Here is an 18,601-nt window from a genome sequence, read left to right on the forward strand (position 1 = left end):
CAACGCGAACGCATACATTTCCGCCGGTTAGGAACAGAGCAATGGAACTTACCACAATACTCCCCTACGCTGTTTTTGGTTGCTTTGCGATCATCAGTTGGATCGTATTCAACGTGCTGACGTCCAAAGATTCGCGGGCCAGCGAACGCTTGGATGAATTAAAAACTCCCGCTCCCCGCTCATTAGATGGTGAGGGGCAAGGCGTGGGGAACATGCTCTCCAAGGCCGCACCGGCGCTGTCCAAGGCGATGAAGCCCAAGACGGAACTCGAAGAGAATCAACTCCGCGTTAAGCTGGCCAATGCGGGATTCAACTCGCCGAATGCCCCGAGTGTTTTTCTGGCTCTCAAATTCGCCGGACTGATCGCTGGATTTCTAAGCGGCGGCGGATTTGGCGTCATCAAATACGGATTAAATTACAACGGACTCGTGTCGTTGGTTGTCGGAGCTGGCATCGGCATGTTCTTACCGGAACTCATTCTCCGGTTCATCACGCACAGTCGGGTCCAAAAAATCTTTCTCTCACTGCCGGACGCTCTCGACTTGTTGGTCGTTTGTGTGGAAGCCGGACTGGGCCTTGATGCCGCCATGCGGCGCGTCTCAGAGGAATTGCAGGACACGGCTCCGGATCTGTGTGCAGAATTCGATTTGTGTAACTTACAACTGCAAATGGGCCGCCAACGCCGCGAAGTGCTCCACGACCTCGGTGTCCGCAGCGGTGTGGATGACCTGAAAGCATTGGCCGCCATTTTGATCCAAGCTGATAAATTCGGTTCCAGTGTCGCCCAAGCTTTGCGGGTCCAATCCGACAGCATGCGAGTGAAACGGTCGCAACTGGCTGAAGAACGTGCGGCCAAGACCGCTGTGCAGATGATCTTCCCGTTGGTGCTGTTCATCTTCCCCGGGATTTTCGTAGTCCTCGTCGGCCCTGCCGCGATCTCAATGATCAACAACTTGCTCACAAAGTAAACCGGTGCATTTTCCCGCGCCGTCACGGTTATCTCACAAAAGCCCTTTCGCGATTCGCGGGAGGGCTTTTTTCGTGTTTCTCTTTGCAAGAAACAAAACGCAAACTCCCCTCGCTGCTCCTTAGAAATATCCCGAGCGGAGCCTTAAATACGACGAACTCTTGCCCTGCATTCGGTCGATGATACTGCAGAGGCAATCGGTAGAATCGTTGTCGTCCCATAACCTTGCCTGAACCGCCTGTAGTGACATTGGCCCGCTGTCTCAAAATGAACCTGTCCGGATTTTTCAAGAACGAATTTCAAAACCGGATTTCGATGGTTTCGGAATCTTGCAAATCCGTGCCAGTGGGATGCGCCTGAGGGTTTTGAATCTACTTGTCAGAGAGTCGTGGCATCGTGATGCGTTCTGGGATCATTCTATTCGCTGCACTGTTGGTCATTGCCAATCTGTCGGTGGTCGCGCGCAGCCAAGAAGTCGATTATCCCAGAGCAACTCCCGTCGAACCCGCGCCGAACATCAAGACGCCCGGTCCGGATATGGGAAATTTTCCCAACGGTTCCTACACGCTCCCCCAAGGTTGGGCGTATCTCGAATTCTCGCCGTTCACGCTCAACGGTCCTGAAACAGGAACGCCAAGTAACTACTCGACTCCATTTCTTTTGCGCTACGGCGTGACCGACAACGTGGAGTTCCGAATCTTCAGCACCGGCATTCAATCCAACTACGGCAGCGGTGACAACACAACCGGCTTTACGCCAACGGCGTTTGATTTGAAAGTGCATTTGTGGGACGAAGACAAGACCGGCTGGGTTCCTTCAACAGCGCTGGAGGTCTGGCTGCAGACCGATTTGACATCGACGGCTGAGGTCTTTGACGATGGTTTCCAACCCGCGGTCAACCTGAACTTCGATAAGTCGTTGCCTTGGAACTGCAGTGTCGAAATAACCATCGGAGTGATCGGGGCTGAGGAATTCGATGGCAGTCAAACGTTTCAAGAGACAGTGCAATGGTCGTTCAGCCGCAACCTGACCGATGATTTCAACATCTTTCTCAACGGCTATCACAATGCAATTGCCGGACCGGGTAACGGCAGTGGCGAGATGATCGGCGCCGGCGCGACTTGGTATGTCTCAGACCGCGTTGCCCTGTGGGGCAGCTACAATGTCGGTCTGAACGACGACGCGCCCACGACATTGTCGCAGTTGGGACTCTCGATCGCCTATTAGGCATCACCCGACTTGTGTTGCCAAATGGTCGCCCATGCCCGAAAATGCAGACTCGCGTCCACTTCAGCGCGTTTTCGACGCGCGTGGCGGTCGCATGCCCCTTTCATAAACGTGAGTAGCGATTGATGTTATTTTTAGGCGAATCAGAACTCCCGGCAGACGCTCACACCTTGGCCGCCGGCTTAACCGAAGGCTTGACCCGCTGGGCGAAATTGCCGGATCCGGGGAAGCCCGTCGTGCAGGTCGACGGCGGAGATCATCCCGACTACCAACGCGTGCATATCGACCTTTCCGGCGCTAAGACAGATGTGGGACTTTCCACTCAACACCCCATCGGGATCGGCGAGACACAACCCGGATTCCGCGTCAGCCAATTCACGGTCGTCAGCCATCCACTGATCTTTCATGAAACCGAGATCTTCGCCGACTTCACGGCCAGCGCGGTGCGGTTCGACTTCGATCGCAACTCCTCCAACTGGCCGGTGGCTGTGCTAGCCGGAGCGGACGAAGGGAATGCCAACTGCCGGATTGGACTGTCCGACCTGGAGACATTGCTGCTGCGAAAAATGCAACCGCTGGTCGCCGGACACGGCATCACCATCGAGAGCAGCGACCTGCACCTGCAATCGACCGGCGGACGGTCGCTGGACGCAAAATTGCGGCTTGGTTTATCCAAGCAAGTCTTCCTCACAATTCACGGCGTCGTGTTGGTCACCGCCCGGTTGGAAATCGACGACGAACTCAACGCCATCGTCCGCTCGGTCGGTTGCGAGGGGGAAGGGGCAGTCGGCTCCACAATCGCCGGCTTTGCCGCACCCTACCTCAAACGGGTCGAAGGGACCGTTGTTCCCCTGTCGACGTTGCCCTTGGGCGAAGTTCAAATGCGCGACGTCCAAGTGCACTGCACCGACGGGCTGCATATCCACGGAACGTTTTCCGGCTAAGCCCGCCGCGATCATTATTCACCGAATTGATTCTGCCAACGAGAGAAATATCCCTATGTCGACCAAGAAACACAATGCAATCTCCCGTCGCGATTTTCTGGCAGCAGCGGCGATGTCGACCGTTGCCGGAACTTCCCTCGCCCAGGCCGACAATACAGCGTCTCCTCCCTTGTTAAAACCGATCCACGATTCGATCGTCTGCCCTTGGACGCCACAGTATCCACGTCACGATCATCAATTGATTTTTCCACTCGACGATGACCGGCTGCTGTTGGTGTGGTGCGAATACTATTCCAACAACCCGGCGGCTGCCACAAAAATTGGACAGGGGGGCATCGGCGACGAGGTTTCCTGCCAGATCTCCTCAATGGTCTCGCATGACCGCGGACGGACGTGGGGGGATCGTACGGTCATGCAAGCCAATCATTGGAAACACAACGTCAAGCATCCCAACTTGGTTCGCCTGTCGCCCGACGAGGTACTGTTTTCCTACGTCGGTTGGGATTCGCCCGCGCAGCGAAACGTCTTTATGCGGCGTTCCACCGACAATTGCCGCACTTGGGGCGAACAGGTCCAGATCTCCGAGCCCGGTTGGTATTGCAACAACGCCGACCGGGCGATCCGCCTCAGTAGCGGCCGTGTGTTGCTCCCCGCGCATGGTCCCTACGCCAAGAACTACATTGGCGGCACTCCTTACAAGGGGGGCGATTTGCATTCGTTTGTGTTTTATTCCGATGACGGTTTCAAAACCTGGAAACGCAGCAGCGACAGCATGACCGCCGTCGGCCGCGGCTGCCACGAACCGACGATCGTCGAACTCAAAGAGGGCCGCCTCCTCTGCCTGCTCCGCAATACGAACCAACGGCAGTATCAAAGTGTCTCTGAAGATGGCGGCGACCACTGGAGTCAGCCGGTACCCACAAAATTGAAATCGCCAGAATCCCCTGCCCTGGTCAAACGCATTCCCACCACCGGCGACCTGCTCGTACTGTGGAACAACGTCGCCTCAAAATCCAACTGGCCCCGCACCCCGCTCACGGCAGCGATATCCAAAGACGAAGGCAAAACCTGGAGCCATTACAAAGACATCGACAACCGCAAAGACCGAGACGCCGCCTACCCATCCGTCACCTTCGTCGGCGACGAGGCCCTCGTCGCCTATTATTCCCGCTCGACGAAATGGAAACGGGACTCGGAGGTGACGCTACGGATTTATGACATCGGGCAGTTTTATGCGTGATAGTGTTTCCCCTGGTTCCCAAACTCCGTTTGGGAACCCACTTTCTCGAAGCTCTGCTTCGAGAAAGTGGGTCAGGCTCCCGCCTGACGCCCCCACCAAACGGCGTGCCATTGAAATCATGGATTGGATCTCTAATCGATGCAATTACTTTCCGGCGCGATATCTGATTCGCTTCAAGCTATAGATTGACCAAAGCTATTCGACGAGGATTGGAACTATGGCAACTCGAAAAAAAGGGCGAAACCGCTTTCGTTTTGCTAGCCGCGAATTTTCGTGGTGGATCGACAACGATACCTTTCTTCGGATATCATCAGTCGACAAGCGCTTCATCGTCTCGTATCTGCTGTTCGATCCGGATTCCGTTGGCCCACTCTTGGTCGTTCATGGCCCCGAGTTTCCTGAAATCCAAGCCGATACAGAACGTCCTATTTGGCTCTCCCCCCCTGAATTTACTGCTAACACCATGGGGCGTAATATTGCTGACCTCCTCAACTGGTGTTTCACGACGAAAAACCATCAACACTTTCAGGGACCGCTGCCTCCATATGTATTTTGAGCAAGCAGGTCGTTCAGCCACCTGTTCCAGGTCTGACTAACCCCATGATTTTAGACAAAGACTTCAAGATCGACATCGGATTCAATCATGACGGTCCCTTTGTACGCGCAACGCACAAACCAACCGGTTTCGAGAAACTGGCGGAGTCCGTCGCTGCTGATTCCATTGGCGCCATGCGCGATGCACTTGTCGCTGAATTGCGTCGCATGATCTATGACCCGGACGACATCCGCGTTGATTACATGCGCACAAATGGTGGTGAAGCCATCCGTGTCGTGCATGTGCCATCAGGACTTGAACGCACCGCTATTCGAAGTGGTGGAAGCCAAGAAACGGATTTACTCGATGAAATTCTGGAAGAATTGTACGCGGGAAGGAAATAAGCAAGTAGGTCAGGCTCTCGCCTGACGCCCCTACCCAACGGCGTACCATTGGAAATGTATACTTCGTTTTCGCGGATACAATGACGATCCGGCGTCAACTCTGATGCGCGTCAGGTGGGAGCCTGACCTACGTTTTCACTCCCCAAAATGCGCCGCTAAAAACTCCAACGTCTTGTTATTCGACCAAGCATGCGGGCCGTCAAAGAAATCGGCGTCGATACGGTCTCCGTGGCCGAGAAGTTTGTAAACGCGTTGCAGTTTTGCAAACCCTTCTCGCGCCTCTGCCACGGGGAAGATCGGGTCGTGGATGCCGTTGATTAGTAGCACCGGGCGGGGGGCGTAGCTGGCGACGACTTCGGTCATGTCGCCGTATTGCATCACTCCCGGGAGGCAGTTGCAGATGCAGTGCGGCATGGCGTAGATCGATGTACGGTAGGAGGAAAACGCGCCGGCGATCATCGCCAGCTTCACCCGCTCATCTAAAATCGGCAGATAGGTCGCCAATGTTCCGCCGCCCGATAGCCCTGCGACGCCGATCCGTTCGCCATCGACTTCGTCGCGGGTTTGCAAAAAGTCAATCACCCGCATCGCATCCCAACACCGTAGGCCTTGCGGCGTCATGCCCATTAGTAGCGTGTTCATCGTCACCTGACGACAACTCCGCTGGACGTGCTTAACGCCGGGATCCTGGTCGCCGTGCGTCTCGTTCCATCCACGCACGACAATCGCCGCGGTCACGTAACCATGCTCGGCCAAATAGACCGCATAGTCGAGTGACAATTCTTCAGTCTTTTTCCGCTCTTTCTCATCCTGCCCTTCGCGAATGTAGGGATAGATCCCACTATGCCCATGCAGGCAGACGATCGCCGGTCTCTTTTCGGCAATCTCGTGCGGCACGAAATAATAGACCGGGACCCAATACGATTCTTCGGAACGGACATAGATTTTGTGCCGCGTGAACTTCTCGAACTTTTCCTCAGTCTCCCATTTGACATCTAACGGTACGCGCTGCGGCATGCGTCCCAGCAGTTGGGTCATCTTGTCGTGGAATTTCGTCTGCCACGCCTCATGCTCGGCAACTGTCGTCGCATCCCAGAGCATGCTCGGCTGGTTCGACTTCCCAAGTTGTTCGAAATTCTTGTTAATTTTTTGTTGGACGATCGTCTCAGCGACCGGTTCGTCGGCGGACGCTGCGTTGGTTAACGTCCCTAGAGTGAGCACTGATAAAACTGAGACGAGACAGGCTTTAAGCAATGGAATGTACATTCAATGGTTCTCTCAACATTTCGCTATATAGTCTGGATAGACTCGAACTGTCACATCTCATCAGTGGGTCAGGATTTTTCTCGGTCTTGCGTCAACCATAACAAAAATGCGTTGGCGATTGATGCGACTGCACCGACAATGACGCGAATCTCCATGTCGCGAATCGGGATCAGCCAATCGGGACCTAAGACGGCTAACGGAAGACTGATCCACATGCCCAAGGTACAGAGCCCATGGATCACTTGAAGTCCCCTCGGTTTATCCGGTCCGGAATTGGTTTTTGACATTTTGAATTTCGCTGTTTGCAAAAACCAGCACGTTGAGGGAATTGTCATTGGGTGCGCGTCTGGGCTATCATAGTTTCTTCCAGAGAATCGTTCCACAAACCGCCGCACGGCGCAATAAAATCATCGGAGCCGAAATCGTGACAGCGCCCACCACGAGCAGAATCACCGACGCCCACCGGCAGCAATATCTAGACGAAGGTTACTTCATCCTCGAAAATGTGATTCCCGCAGACCACCTGGAAATTCTCCGCGACTCCTGCGACCACTTGATCGGACTGATGCACGAGGAGATGGACCGGCTCGGTACCGATCACATTCATATCAGCCATCGCGGCAAACGGTATCACATTGCCAAACAATACGACCAACCGCCGCAGTTGTCGGAATACGTCTTCAGTGACCTGATGGCTGATGTCTGCCGAGCGACGATTGGTGAGACCGCCTATTTGTTTTACGACCAATACGTCGTCAAAGCGGCGGAGCAAGGGATTAAGTTTTCCTGGCACCAGGACGGCGGGTATCTCGGTTTTCCGCACCAGCCTTACGTCACTGTCTGGGCGGCGGTCGACGACATGACGTTGGAGAATGGCACGGCCTATGTGATGCCCTATTCCACGGTCGGCATCCGCTCGCTGGTCGAACACATTCGCGATCCGGAAACGGGTGACAAGGTCGGCTACTTCGGCAAAGAACCGGGTATTCCCGCTGTCGTCCCCGCCGGAAGTTTAGCGGTCTTCAGCTCGCTGTCGTTTCATCGCAGCGGATCGAACACGACCGACCGTTTGCGCCGCGCCTATGTCACACAATATTCGCCCGAACCACTTTATCGCCCCGAAACCGAAGAACTGATGCACCTCGGCGTGCCGTTTTTAGAAAACGGCAATCGTTTGCGCCGCGGCTAAGCAAAAGCCCAAGGAACTCACCATGACAACACATTCCAACGCGCTCACCCGCCGACAATTCAACAGCCTGCTCGGTCTCTCCGCCGCCGGACTAGCCTGCGCCCCGCTGGCAAACGCCGCCGAAAAAACGCTCAAGTTGCGGTACATCGTTGGGTCCTCAATGTATGGCTATACGAAACTGGCAGAGATCCTGCCCGAGGTCCGCAAGACAGGCGCCACGGCAATCGACATTTGGCCCAAGCGGCACGGCGACCAGCGCGAACAACTTGATGAATTGGGCGAAGAGAAATTCGTGGAATTGCTCAAACAAAACGATGTGACTTTGGGCTGCATTACCCAATACCCACTCGGCCCGTTCGGCTTGCAGGACGAAATGCGACTCGCGTCGCGACTCGGTTGCCCGACGATGGTCACTGGCGGCAGCGGCCCGAAGGATCTCAAGGGAAGTGAACTTAAGGCAGCGGTTGGTGCGTTCGTGGAAAAAATGAAACCACATCTCGCCGTGGCCGAGGAAACCGGCGTCACGATCGCGATTGAGAATCACGCCAACAACCTCATCGACTCTCCCGATTCGTTGAAATGGCTGATTGAATTGCGTCCGAGCAAACATCTGGCGGTCGCGTTGGCCCCCTACCATCTGCCACAAGATGAAAAGCTGCTGGCCGATTTGATCCGCACACTGGGCAACGGCATCGCTATGTTTTATGCCTGGGAGCACGGCATGGGCTGCATGACGAAACTGCCTAAAGAACAAGAGTTGATGCAAATGCCGGGGCGAGGCCCACTCGACTTCGCCCCATTGATGGCAGCCCTCAAATCGATCGACTATCAAGGTTGGACAGAAATCTTCATGCACCCCGTCCCGCGTGGAATTCCGATCTTAGAAACCACCACCGAAGTGACCGCCGAAATCAACCGCGCACGGGATTATCTGGCGAAGTTGCTGTAACAACCACGTGGAACAAGGGGGCCACTGGCGGCTTGTCCGCCAGTGTTTTTTCGGTCACACCGTTTGCACTGCTGGACAAGCCAGCAGTGGCACCCGACCAGCAAGATCCACAAGCGGCTCGTCGAGCGCTACACCCTCCCGGATTAGCCAATCATTCTCTCTAAAGTTGTGACGGCGGAATTGGATATGCGAAATTCACGGACCGTTTTCGTTGCGATAACGGCGTTCGTTCTCACGACTGCGACAGCATACTGCCATGCTGCGGAGACGGACGGACCGGCGCCGCCATTCGTTGCGGGGTTTGATCGCTTTGCGCGGCACGGTGACATCACCCCGCTGACCGCCAGCCAGCTTTTGTTCAGCGAACTCAGCTGCACCGCTTGCCATGCTGCGACAGACAACCATCTACAGCCAAAACGCGGCCCTCGGCTCAACGGCATCGCGGATCGCATTGATCCGGATTGGATCAAACAATTCCTCGCCGCTCCCCAGACGGTCAAACCGGGAACGACGATGCCCGATGTCTTGGCGGGACTCAATCAAGCGGACAAACAACAGGCGATCGCCGCACTGTCCGCCTATCTCGCGACGCAACATCAAGCGTTTCCGGAAATCAAAGCCGGAGGCGGCAATCCGGTTCCGCACGAGTTTTGGAATAAGGGAAACGCGCAGCGCGGCAAACAGTTGTATCACCAGGTGGGTTGCGTTGCCTGCCACCAACCCGATGCGGATTATGAAGTCGCCGAAATCAAACCTTCGGCCATCGATGAAATACTGGACCAACTCGATCCCGAAGAACTGGCCGAACTCGGCTTAGCGTCCGCCGCACGCCGCGTGGAATCCGTTCCGCACGGTGACTTGCCGGCGAAGTATACGCCGAAATCTTTGGCGTTCTTCCTGCTCAACCCCGAAGCCGTTCGCCCGAGCGGTCGCATGCCCAGCCTGAAACTACAGGCCGTCGAAGCGGCTGACATTGCCGCGTACCTTCTAAAGGATCAAGACAGACTCGATCCGCCAACACCGCCTGTGGAGGATCCGCAGTTGATCGCCGAGGGGCGTCGATTGTTTCGCGAATTGCGCTGCGTGAATTGCCATGACACAAACGACAAAGCCGACCGCAATCCCGCCAAACCGCTGGCGAAGCTCGATCGTAGTGCCGACCACTCCTGTTTCGTCGCGCCAAGGAACGGAGTCCCTCATTATTACCTCGACCCTCCGCAGGCGGCCACCATCCACGAGGTCCTCGCGACTGGAAAAACCGCAGCCACCGACCCGTTGCAGTTGGCGATGCTACAACTGAATTGCTACGCCTGCCACGATCGCAACGAACAAGGAGGAGTCGGTCGGTTTCGCAAACCCTATTTCGAAACCGTGGGACATGTCGATCTGGGAGACGAAGGCCGTCTGCCGCCGCCATTGACGGGCGTCGGCCGCAAATTGCGTCAAGACTGGATGAAGAAAGTTCTCAACGGCAATGGCGACGTACGGTCGCACATGCACATTCGCATGCCGAAGTTTCCGGCGGCAGCTGTGAAATCGCTCCCGGCACAGTTCGCCCGCGCTGACAAAGCAAAACCGTCATCAGAAAAAGAGGTTTTCGGTCCGCCACAAGACCTCGCTGAGGCGGGCCGCCGTTTGATGGATATCGGTTGCGTGCAATGCCATCAATTTCGTGGTGAAACCTTGCCGGGAACAGTCGGCACCGACTTGGCGGGGATCACCACGCGTGTCGATCCTCAGTGGTTTTACGAATTCTTATTGAATCCCGGCGAGTTGAAAAACCGCACGCGGATGCCGACCTTTTTCCCCGGCGGCACCAGCCAAGACAAAGAGCTACTGGGCGGCGATCCCAAACGTCAAATTGCAGCGATGTGGACTTACTTAAAAGGCCTAGACAAACTCCCGCTCCCAGAGAAAATCGTCCAAGCCCGCTCAGAGAGTTTTGAGCTCATCCCCCGCGACCGGCCGATTGTGTTGCGGACATTTATGGACGAAGCCGGCACGCATGCAATTGCCGTCGGCTTTCCCGAACAGGTCCATTTTGCGTTCGACGCGGAGTCTGTCCGCCTCGCGCATGCTTGGCGGGGTGGGTTCTTGGATGCGTTGGGCACCTGGTTCATCCGCTTCGCTCCCCCCGCCCATCCGCTGGGGGATGCCTCCATGAATCTACCGGCAGGCGTGCCGCTGGCGATTCTCAAAACCGAAAAACAACCCTGGCCGACTGGCGCAGCAGACGACAACCGGTATCGATTTGGCGGATACAAATTAGACAACGATGGCATCCCGACGTTCCTCTACCGCTATGGGCCGTTCGAGATTCAAGACCGCATTGTACCAAGTGACAATCAAGGTTTGCGGCGGCAATTGACGATCGTGAATCGCCATCCTGACAAATCGGCCCCACCGGTTTGGTTTCGTGCCAACCTCGGAAATACGCTCAAACAAGAAGGACCGTTGGCCTACAAAAACGATCATGGTCTGACGGTGACGATGCCAAAAGAACTGGCCGCCCGGGGCCAAATTCGCACATCCGACAAGTTCTCCGAATGGATCGTTCCCATTGATGTCGTCAAGAAAACGACGATCGAGGTGCAATACGCATGGTAGTTCGACTTCTGCTATTTTTGTTCGCCGTTTCGTGCACGTGCCTTCTCAATGTCGCGCGCGCGGCTGACGAGAATGACTTTTATCGATTGGAAACCATTGTCGCTTCGCCGGCAGCGACGGAATCGCGATCCAAGACATGGCGTCCGGCGCCTGACGGTTTGGCGATGGAGGTGAGCGGCATCGCCGTCCTAGACGACAAACGAGTCGCTGTCGCTATACGTAAAGGAGAAGTCTGGATTCTCGGCGGCGTGTATGACGATCCTCCCGAAAACGTCACCTACAAACGATTTGCCTCCGCCCTGCACGAACCTTTGGGGCTGCTCAAGCTGGGGGATTCGTTGTATACGACGCAGCGTAGCGAGCTGACTCGACTGCGCGACAGCGATGGCGACGAGGTGGCCGATGAGTATCTGACAGTTGCTAAAGGCTGGGGCGTCACCGGGCATTATCATGAGTACGCCTACGGCCCCAAACTCGACGGCGACGGCAATCTGTGGGTCACGCTCAATATCGGATTGGGGCTCAAGGGAAAACAGCTGCAGCGTACTGTGCACGAACCAACCCTCAACCTGCGACAGGGACGTTGGCGCGGTTGGGGCATGAAAATCGGCAGCGATGGCGAATTGATCCCCATCTGCGCCGGCATGCGCTCCCCCAGTGGACTGGGTGCCAATGCCGAGGGCGACATGTTCTACACCGACCAGCAGGGGAATTGGGTCGCCACGAATTCACTGCACCATATGCGTGAGGGGGTCTTTTTCCATCATGCCGAAGCGCTCGCCTCAATGAATCTCCCCGGCTCGCCGATCAGCGGGATCGAGAAAATCCCCAACGGCGTCCCTTTTCCCGAAGCGGTCCGACTGCTGCCGCAACTGCAACCGCCGGCGGTTTGGTTTCCTTACAAAAAGGCGGGACAATCGACGACCGACATCATGCTCGATGATAGCGACGGCAAGTTTGGGCCATTCGCGGGCCAACTCTTTATCGGCGAATTCACCCAAGCCGCCATGACCCGCGTGTTTCTCGAAAAAGTCGACGGCGAATATCAAGGCGCCTGTTTCCCCTTTCGTTACGGATTCGCCTCGGCCGTCTTACGAATGGCGCAAGGCACCGATGGCAGCATGTTCGTCGGTTTAACCAATCGCGGTTGGAGCAGTTTGGGAACCGCATCGTACGGGCTGCAGCGATTGATTTGGACCGGCCATACACCCTTCGAGATCAAAGAAATGCGTGCCCGTCCCGATGGGTTTGAATTACTGTTCACCAAACCGGTCGACCGAGAAACCGCCGCCAACGTCGCGTCTTACGCCCTCAAGAGCTACACCTATCTGTATCACTCCACTTATGGCAGCGACGAGATTCAAAACAAGAACCTGACAATCCCCGCAGCGACCGTTTCAGACGACGGCTTACGGGTGCATCTGCAGGTCGACGGTTTACGGGAACTGTTTGTCCACGAACTCACCGCCAAAGGCATCCGCAGCGCCGATGGCAAACCGTTATTGCACCCCGAAGCCTACTACACCCTCAACCGCATCCCCAAAAAATAATCCCCGGGAAAGCGAGGCTCCCTTTGGAGTGACATTGAGTTTTGGCGGTCTAGGTGGCGGGGTACTTTAGCTCCGGCAAGCGGACGATGTGGGTATGCATTGCGTCGCCGTCGAGTTCAATCACGCGGAAGCCCGGGGGCAAGTGGTCGAATTCTAACTCTTCGGTGTGGGGCGAAAACTGAATCGCCGTCGCCGGTGTGGTGTGTACGGGGATCGCGCTCAACATCCCGCTGAATTCTTGGTGAACATGCCCGCAAAAGATTCCGCGAACCTGCGGTGCGGCATGCAGTACCTCCGCCAATTCGTTTGCGTTGCGAAGCATGATCCGGTCCAGCCAGACGCTCGCTACGGAAATCGGCGGATGGTGCATGAACAACAGCGTTGGCTGGTCGGCGTGCTGAGATAATTCATCGGCCAGCCAGGCAATTTGTTCGCCGGACAATTCACCATGCACCGCTCCGGCAACATGCGAATCCAAACCAATCATCCGCCACCCAGCTACGTCGCACGCAAAGGTCACGGGACCGGATGAACCGGCGATTCTCTCAGGAAGAACTTCTCGCATTAGGTCCGAATCGTCATGGTTGCCGGGAATCATCACGCACCGCGGCAACAGATCTGCAAACAATTCACGAGTCTGCTGATAGGCTTCCACATCGCCATAGGCGGCAATATCGCCGGTGAAAACAAACAGATCCGCCGCCGAATAATTCGTGCGTACCAGGGTTAATAAATCCATCAGACAGTCAGCGGTCGGGACACCCCGTAATTCATCGGCACGATTCTTTAATAGATGAAAATCGGAAAGTTGCAGAATCTGTGTGGTCATTGCCGTTATCCCAAAGAGACGTCGTGATACCGATCTATTTGTAGTTCCAAGGATCTTGATCGACAAGCTTACCTTCATCGCAATCGTAGTCGATGCTGGCTGCTAAACCGCTCTATTCGTGGATTCTTCACGCCGTATTCATTACGCTGCAGACTCACGGCGACATGGACACAATTGCGCAGCAGGCTGAATTATAGCGATGACACCAACCGATCCCCTACCGCGCGGCAATGGGCCGCTCTTCCTGGATTGCGATCCCGATGCGGCGCGGGATGCGTTTGCGGAAAAATCGAAGCAACTGCAGTCCAAAGTCATGACCGTTCCCGAAGCCGTCCGGCAATTTGTCAACGATGGCGATTACCTGGCTGCAGGCGGATTCGGCGGGGACCGCATTGCCACAGCCCTGTTGCACGAAATTGTGCGGCAGCAAAAACAGGGACTGGGACTGGCCGGGCATACGGCGACTCACGATTTTCAGATTCTGTGCGCAGGCAATCAAACCGGTCGCGGCCAATTGCTCAGTCGCGTCGATGCTGCCTACATCGTCGGGCTGGAAGCACGCGGACTCTCCCCCCATGCGCGGCGAGTCGTCGAAAGCGGCGAGGTGCAGTTGTGCGAGTGGACCAATTACACGCTCGCCCTGCGATTCCAAGCGGCGGCAATGGGGCTGCCGTATTTGCCCGCAAGAAGCATGCTGGGGACCGATACATTCCAGCAGAGCGCCGCTCAGACCGTCATCTGTCCCTTCACCGGAAAAAAACTCGCCGCCATCCCCGCCCTGTGGCCGGATGTCGCCGTGATCCACGTGCACGAGGCGGATTGTTATGGAAATTGCCGCATTCGCGGCACCTCGGTCACGGACTACCATCTCGCCCGCGCCGCCAAGAAATTGATCATCAGTTGCGAACGGCTGATCGACACAGAGGAGATTCGCCGCGACCCGACCGCCACGATGATCCCGTTTTATTGCGTCGATGCGGTCTGCGAAGTCCCGTACGGTAGTTTTCCCGCCAATATGCCGTATGAATATTTTTCCGACGAAACGCATCTGTGCGAATGGTTGACCACCGAACGCGATCCGGTGCAGTACAAAAAGTACCTGCATCATTATATTTTTGACGTCGCCGATTTCCACGAATACCTCTTGCGTTGCGGTGGTTTGCCCCGTCTGCAAGAGCTGAGGCGGCAAGAACTGTTTCCTGCGGATTGAGCCTGGCAAACCCTCTTGACGAGATTTCTCAAAACCACAAGAATCCCGTTGAATATTCCCCTGCAGCCGCTTTTTCCGACGACATTTCCCGACGAAACGGATCGCCATGGATGGCCTGTTGATCGCCTATTGCAGCCTCGCCAGTGTCGGCCTACTGGTTTGCCTGCTGACGTTGATTCAAACGTGGGAGCACCGTCGTTATCACAGCAAACGGCTCGCGGCCACTGATGAACCGTTTGCGCATCCCCCCGTCATGCTGTTTGTGCCGTGCAAAGGGGTCGATCTGGACTTCGAGAGCAACCTGCAATCGTTGTTCACACAAGAGTATGCGAACTATCAACTTTGCTTCATCGCCGAATCGATCCACGACCCCGCAGTGGCAGTGATTGAACAATTCCAAAAGCAGTTTCCCGCAGTCCCCTGCCGAATCGAAATCGCCGGGCTGGCCAACGATTGCGGGCAAAAGGTGCACAACCTGATCGTCGCGACAACGAACATTCCCGACAACATTGAAGTCTTGGCCTTTGCGGATTCCGATGCCTGTCCCGGCCCGCTGTGGTTGGCGAGAATGGTACGCCGCACCGCGAATAGCCGCACGGGTGTGGTCACCGGCTATCGTTGGTTTGTGCCTGTTCGACCGACTTGGAGCAACCACATCGTCGCCGCCATGAACAATCAACTCGCCGGCAACTTGGGCCTGCGACTGTTCAACCTCGTCTGGGGCGGATCGTGGGCCATGCGCAAAGAGGTCTTTGAGAGGCTGAATTTTCCCCATGCGTGGCAAGGCTGCTTGAATGATGACTTACTCGTGACCCAGGCGGTCCGCAAAGCCGGGCTGAAGGTCGTCTACGAACCGCACTGCCTTGTCGCCTCGGCCGTCGATTTTGATTTCCCGGCGATGTTGGAATTTGCAAGGCGGCAATACTTCCAAGTCCGCATTTACACCCCCCGCTGGTGGTGGCTGGGGCTGGCTGCGGCGGGTTTGGTCAATGTTATGTATCTTGGCTCGGCAATCCTGGCCGTGACCTGGGCGATAACCGGTGGGCCGTTCTTGGTTCCGCTGGTCTGTGGAGCAATCTACTATGCGTGCTCGAGCATGCGAACGGCGCTCCGTCAGCGCACCATGCGGCCGTTTCTACAAATCCCCCCCGCTACGTTTCGCGAGGTCACACGTTTCGAAAGATTCGCCGCACCACTGACTGCGATCTTCCAATTGGTCGCCGTCGTCTCATCGGCCGGGGGACGCCGCATCGTCTGGCGGGGCATCCGGTATTACGTCGCCGGCCCGCATGAGACTTGCATCGAATTCCGGCCTGAGCAGCAAATCAACGACCGAGCGAACGCCGCTTAATTGTTGCCGATATTATTTGCCGGCTCGTTTGACTTCTTGCTGGCGAATGAAGCGGTTGAGCGCTTCGGCCACCCGTCGAGGATGTTGGTAGTGCAGCGAATGCGATGAATTGTCGATCCATTTGAGTTGGATATTGTCCCGCTCTGGAATTCGCAACATCTCGCGTGTCGGTCGTGCGCGGCCACGGTCTCCGTAGATTTCCAACACGGGCAAGGACGTATCTTCCAAGAACGACAGACCGTCCCAAGCCTTCCACACCTTGCCAAACGACGAACGCTGTTCATCGCTCCACTTGGACAACACCTCTTTGCGATAGGCCGCCAATTCGGCCAACTGTTCGTCGGTTAGCGTCGCCCTCATATCGCCACGAAATGCGTCACGCGCCGCATGCCAGCTCGTCCAGCCTTCCAGCGAGATCACACCGCGCAGCTTCTCCGGCGCACGGCGTCCAACTTCCAGCGAGATCATCCCCCCCAGGCTATGCCCGCCGATATAAAACGATTCAAGGCCAAGCTTTTCCGCCACAAACAACGCATCTTGTGCGCATTGTTCAATAGATCCATCCTGCGGCGGAGGCCAACTGCGGCCTAACCCGCGGTTTTCCAGGACGAACAGATTCAGGTCTTTGCCCAAATGCGGCGCCAACTTGGCAAAGGCACGACTGTCAGAAAATGTGCCGGGAATGAGCAGCAACGTCGGTCCGTCGCCCGGCCGATGCGCACAGCACAACTGCCCGTGCTCCATTGGAATCAACCGGTCCTCGAACCCGGTCAGACGTTTCGACTCGCCTGCGACGACCGCGGTCGCACAAATCAGAATCGCCAACACGAAACTTCCGCGACATGCAATCATTCGCATCGACCGCCCCTTGGATCCGACCGCCGGATGTTGCCGGAGTTTTTTTAAGAAAGGATCTTATGCACGACTTCGCCATGTACGTCAGTCAAACGGAAATCGCGCCCGCCGTAACGATAGGTCAGCTTTTCGTGATTCAGGCCTAACAGATGCAGCATCGTGGCGTGCAGGTCGTGAATGTGCACTTTGTCCTCGACGGCAAAATAACCGTAATCGTCGGTCTTCCCGTACCGCATGCCCCCCTTCACACCGCCGCCGGCCAACCACATTGTGTAGCCTTGCGGATTGTGGTCACGGCCGTCACGGTCCCCTTGCGAAACCGGTGTGCGGCCGAATTCGCCGCCCCACAGGATCAATGTATCTTCCAACAATCCCAACCGCTTCATATCGGCTAATAGGCCCGCAATTGGTTTATCGACTTCCTGCGCATTCCGTTGATGGTCCTTGCGCAAACCGCCGTGTTGGTCCCATTTGTAACTGTGCGAGACCTGCACAAATCGCACGCCCCGTTCAGCGAATCGCCGCGCCATCAAACATTGCCGTCCGAAATCTTCAGTGGTTTTGTCATCGATTCCGTATAGCTTCAGGGTTTCTTCCGACTCCGACGAGACGTCCTGCAATTCCGGCGCGGCTGCCTGCATGCGAAACGCCAGTTCGAAGGCGTTGATGCGACCTTCCAACCCCGCGTCCGGTCCCGATTCCTCTAAGCGTTTACGGTTCATCTGCTGCAAAAAGTCCAACTCCATCCGTTGCAAGTCGCGAGGCGTTTTTCCAGTAATGTAGGGAATCTTGGCGTCTTTGGACTGCGTTCCCGCATTGCCCATCGGCGTTCCTTGATAGGCGGCTGGCAAAAATGCGGAACTCCAGTTGTTCATCCCGCCGTGTGTTAAGGAAGGACAGACGGTCACAAAACCGGGCAGGTCTTGGTTTTCGGTCCCCAGGCCGTAGGTGATCCACGATCCCATGCTGGGACGAATGAACGTATCGGTCCCAGTATGCAATTCCAACAGCGCCCCACCATGCCGCGAATTCGATCCGTGCATACCGTTAATGATGCACAAATCGTCGACATGTTTGGCGACGTGCGGAAACAGCGAACTAACCCATGCTCCCGATTCCCCATGCTGACTGAATTTCCAGGGAGACTTGAGCAGCGTGCCGGTTTGACTCGAAAAAACGCGGGGCTTATCAAACGGCAACGGTTTGTTGTCGTCTTCATCTAGTTTGGGTTTGTAATCGAATGTATCGACCTGTGACGGCCCTCCGTGCATGAACAAGAAGATGACCCGCTTCGCACGGGCCGGGAAGTGCGGCTCCTGCGGCGAGAGGGGATTTTGAGCACGATTGGCCCCGTGCGCAGTTTTTCCCGAACCGGACAACAAATCAGCGAGCGCCAACATGCCGAAACCGGCCGCGGATTGTTTGAGCAAATCGCGACGATTGATCACTGGCGTAAATTGATGACAACTTCCAGCCAT

17 protein-coding genes are annotated in these 18,601 nt (G+C 56.0%); 12 read left to right on the plus strand and 5 right to left on the minus strand.

Annotation, left to right across the window (positions count from 1 at the left end):
• Window positions 1–41: 41 nt before the first annotated feature.
• The 6 genes from Mal52_RS16640 to Mal52_RS16660 all read left to right on the plus strand — a co-directional run bounded on the left by Mal52_RS16640 (window position 42) and on the right by Mal52_RS16660 (window position 5,317).
• Window positions 42–968, plus strand: coding sequence for a type II secretion system F family protein (locus Mal52_RS16640; RefSeq protein WP_145377354.1), 927 nt, complete (start codon window positions 42–44; stop codon window positions 966–968).
• A 398-nt stretch (window positions 969–1,366) separates the two neighbouring features.
• Complete coding sequence (locus Mal52_RS16645) at window positions 1,367–2,194, plus strand: transporter (protein ID WP_145377356.1); 828 nt, start codon at window positions 1,367–1,369, stop codon at window positions 2,192–2,194.
• Window positions 2,195–2,319: 125 nt separating this feature from the next.
• The gene (locus Mal52_RS29850; protein ID WP_197534257.1) at window positions 2,320–3,138 is read left to right on the plus strand and encodes a hypothetical protein; all 819 of its coding nucleotides are present in this window, start codon (window positions 2,320–2,322) and stop codon (window positions 3,136–3,138) included.
• Window positions 3,139–3,193: 55 nt separating this feature from the next.
• Window positions 3,194–4,378: a sialidase family protein gene (locus Mal52_RS16650; RefSeq protein ID WP_197534258.1), complete on the plus strand. Its 1,185-nt coding sequence runs from the start codon at window positions 3,194–3,196 to the stop codon at window positions 4,376–4,378.
• A 217-nt stretch (window positions 4,379–4,595) separates the two neighbouring features.
• Entirely contained in the window at window positions 4,596–4,934 is a 339-nt protein-coding gene (locus Mal52_RS16655; RefSeq protein WP_145377360.1) for a hypothetical protein, read from the plus strand.
• Between the two features lie 44 nt (window positions 4,935–4,978).
• Window positions 4,979–5,317 (plus strand): hypothetical protein, encoded by a 339-nt coding sequence (locus Mal52_RS16660; protein WP_145377362.1) that lies wholly within the window; start codon window positions 4,979–4,981, stop codon window positions 5,315–5,317.
• 135 nt (window positions 5,318–5,452) lie between these two features.
• Here Mal52_RS16660 and Mal52_RS16665 read toward each other — a convergent pair whose 3' ends face one another.
• Both Mal52_RS16665 and Mal52_RS16670 read right to left on the minus strand, forming a co-directional pair.
• Complete coding sequence (locus Mal52_RS16665) at window positions 5,453–6,583, minus strand: alpha/beta hydrolase family protein (protein WP_145377364.1); 1,131 nt, start codon at window positions 6,581–6,583, stop codon at window positions 5,453–5,455.
• 68 nt (window positions 6,584–6,651) lie between these two features.
• A complete protein-coding gene (locus tag Mal52_RS16670; protein ID WP_145377365.1) occupies window positions 6,652–6,870 on the minus strand; it encodes a hypothetical protein in 219 nt (72 codons plus the stop codon).
• Between the two features lie 137 nt (window positions 6,871–7,007).
• On the opposite strand from Mal52_RS16670, the gene Mal52_RS16675 reads away from it, so the two are divergent.
• From Mal52_RS16675 to Mal52_RS16690, 4 genes are all read left to right on the plus strand, one after another.
• Window positions 7,008–7,772 carry a phytanoyl-CoA dioxygenase family protein gene (locus Mal52_RS16675; protein WP_145377367.1) on the plus strand — a complete coding sequence of 255 codons (765 nt, stop codon included), beginning with the start codon at window positions 7,008–7,010 and terminating at the stop codon, window positions 7,770–7,772.
• A gap of 22 nt (window positions 7,773–7,794) precedes the next feature.
• On the plus strand, window positions 7,795–8,721 hold the full coding sequence (locus Mal52_RS16680; RefSeq protein WP_145377369.1) for a sugar phosphate isomerase/epimerase family protein: 927 nt from the start codon (window positions 7,795–7,797) through the stop codon (window positions 8,719–8,721).
• A gap of 186 nt (window positions 8,722–8,907) precedes the next feature.
• Window positions 8,908–11,328 (plus strand): c-type cytochrome, encoded by a 2,421-nt coding sequence (locus Mal52_RS16685; RefSeq protein ID WP_145377371.1) that lies wholly within the window; start codon window positions 8,908–8,910, stop codon window positions 11,326–11,328.
• Window positions 11,322–12,878: a DUF7133 domain-containing protein gene (locus Mal52_RS16690; protein WP_197534259.1), complete on the plus strand. Its 1,557-nt coding sequence runs from the start codon at window positions 11,322–11,324 to the stop codon at window positions 12,876–12,878. The genes Mal52_RS16685 and Mal52_RS16690 overlap by 7 nt, the downstream gene beginning before the upstream one ends.
• A gap of 49 nt (window positions 12,879–12,927) precedes the next feature.
• On the opposite strand, the gene Mal52_RS16695 is transcribed toward Mal52_RS16690, so the two are convergent.
• Entirely contained in the window at window positions 12,928–13,707 is a 780-nt protein-coding gene (locus Mal52_RS16695; RefSeq protein WP_197534260.1) for a phosphodiesterase, read from the minus strand.
• Window positions 13,708–13,906: 199 nt separating this feature from the next.
• Between Mal52_RS16695 and Mal52_RS16700 the strand changes: the two genes are divergently transcribed.
• Window positions 13,907–14,917, plus strand: a complete 1,011-nt coding sequence (locus Mal52_RS16700; protein ID WP_145377375.1) for a CoA transferase subunit A — start codon at window positions 13,907–13,909, stop codon at window positions 14,915–14,917.
• 106 nt (window positions 14,918–15,023) lie between these two features.
• Window positions 15,024–16,268: a glycosyltransferase family 2 protein gene (locus tag Mal52_RS16705; protein WP_145377376.1), complete on the plus strand. Its 1,245-nt coding sequence runs from the start codon at window positions 15,024–15,026 to the stop codon at window positions 16,266–16,268.
• 12 nt (window positions 16,269–16,280) lie between these two features.
• On the opposite strand, the gene Mal52_RS16710 is transcribed toward Mal52_RS16705, so the two are convergent.
• Both Mal52_RS16710 and Mal52_RS16715 read right to left on the minus strand, forming a co-directional pair.
• Entirely contained in the window at window positions 16,281–17,126 is an 846-nt protein-coding gene (locus Mal52_RS16710; RefSeq protein ID WP_145377379.1) for an alpha/beta fold hydrolase, read from the minus strand.
• Between the two features lie 44 nt (window positions 17,127–17,170).
• Window positions 17,171–18,601, minus strand: a complete 1,431-nt coding sequence (locus Mal52_RS16715) for a DUF1501 domain-containing protein (protein WP_145377381.1) — start codon at window positions 18,599–18,601, stop codon at window positions 17,171–17,173.

The sequence above is a fragment of the Symmachiella dynata genome (genome assembly GCF_007747995.1).
GTDB lineage: Bacteria > Planctomycetota > Planctomycetia > Planctomycetales > Planctomycetaceae > Symmachiella > Symmachiella dynata.

Coding starts and splice junctions, on each gene's coding strand:
- Mal52_RS16640 (WP_145377354.1), top strand. CDS start 42: ATGGAACTTACCACAATACTCCCCTACGCTGTTTTTGGTTGCTTTGCG.
- Mal52_RS16645 (WP_145377356.1), top strand. CDS start 1,367: ATGCGTTCTGGGATCATTCTATTCGCTGCACTGTTGGTCATTGCCAAT.
- Mal52_RS29850 (WP_197534257.1), top strand. CDS start 2,320: ATGTTATTTTTAGGCGAATCAGAACTCCCGGCAGACGCTCACACCTTG.
- Mal52_RS16650 (WP_197534258.1), top strand. CDS start 3,194: ATGTCGACCAAGAAACACAATGCAATCTCCCGTCGCGATTTTCTGGCA.
- Mal52_RS16655 (WP_145377360.1), top strand. CDS start 4,596: ATGGCAACTCGAAAAAAAGGGCGAAACCGCTTTCGTTTTGCTAGCCGC.
- Mal52_RS16660 (WP_145377362.1), top strand. CDS start 4,979: ATGATTTTAGACAAAGACTTCAAGATCGACATCGGATTCAATCATGAC.
- Mal52_RS16665 (WP_145377364.1), bottom strand. CDS start 6,583: ATGTACATTCCATTGCTTAAAGCCTGTCTCGTCTCAGTTTTATCAGTG.
- Mal52_RS16670 (WP_145377365.1), bottom strand. CDS start 6,870: ATGTCAAAAACCAATTCCGGACCGGATAAACCGAGGGGACTTCAAGTG.
- Mal52_RS16680 (WP_145377369.1), top strand. CDS start 7,795: ATGACAACACATTCCAACGCGCTCACCCGCCGACAATTCAACAGCCTG.
- Mal52_RS16685 (WP_145377371.1), top strand. CDS start 8,908: ATGCGAAATTCACGGACCGTTTTCGTTGCGATAACGGCGTTCGTTCTC.
- Mal52_RS16690 (WP_197534259.1), top strand. CDS start 11,322: ATGGTAGTTCGACTTCTGCTATTTTTGTTCGCCGTTTCGTGCACGTGC.
- Mal52_RS16695 (WP_197534260.1), bottom strand. CDS start 13,707: ATGACCACACAGATTCTGCAACTTTCCGATTTTCATCTATTAAAGAAT.
- Mal52_RS16700 (WP_145377375.1), top strand. CDS start 13,907: ATGACACCAACCGATCCCCTACCGCGCGGCAATGGGCCGCTCTTCCTG.
- Mal52_RS16705 (WP_145377376.1), top strand. CDS start 15,024: ATGGATGGCCTGTTGATCGCCTATTGCAGCCTCGCCAGTGTCGGCCTA.
- Mal52_RS16710 (WP_145377379.1), bottom strand. CDS start 17,126: ATGCGAATGATTGCATGTCGCGGAAGTTTCGTGTTGGCGATTCTGATT.
- Mal52_RS16715 (WP_145377381.1), bottom strand. CDS start 18,601: ATGGCTGGAAGTTGTCATCAATTTACGCCAGTGATCAATCGTCGCGAT.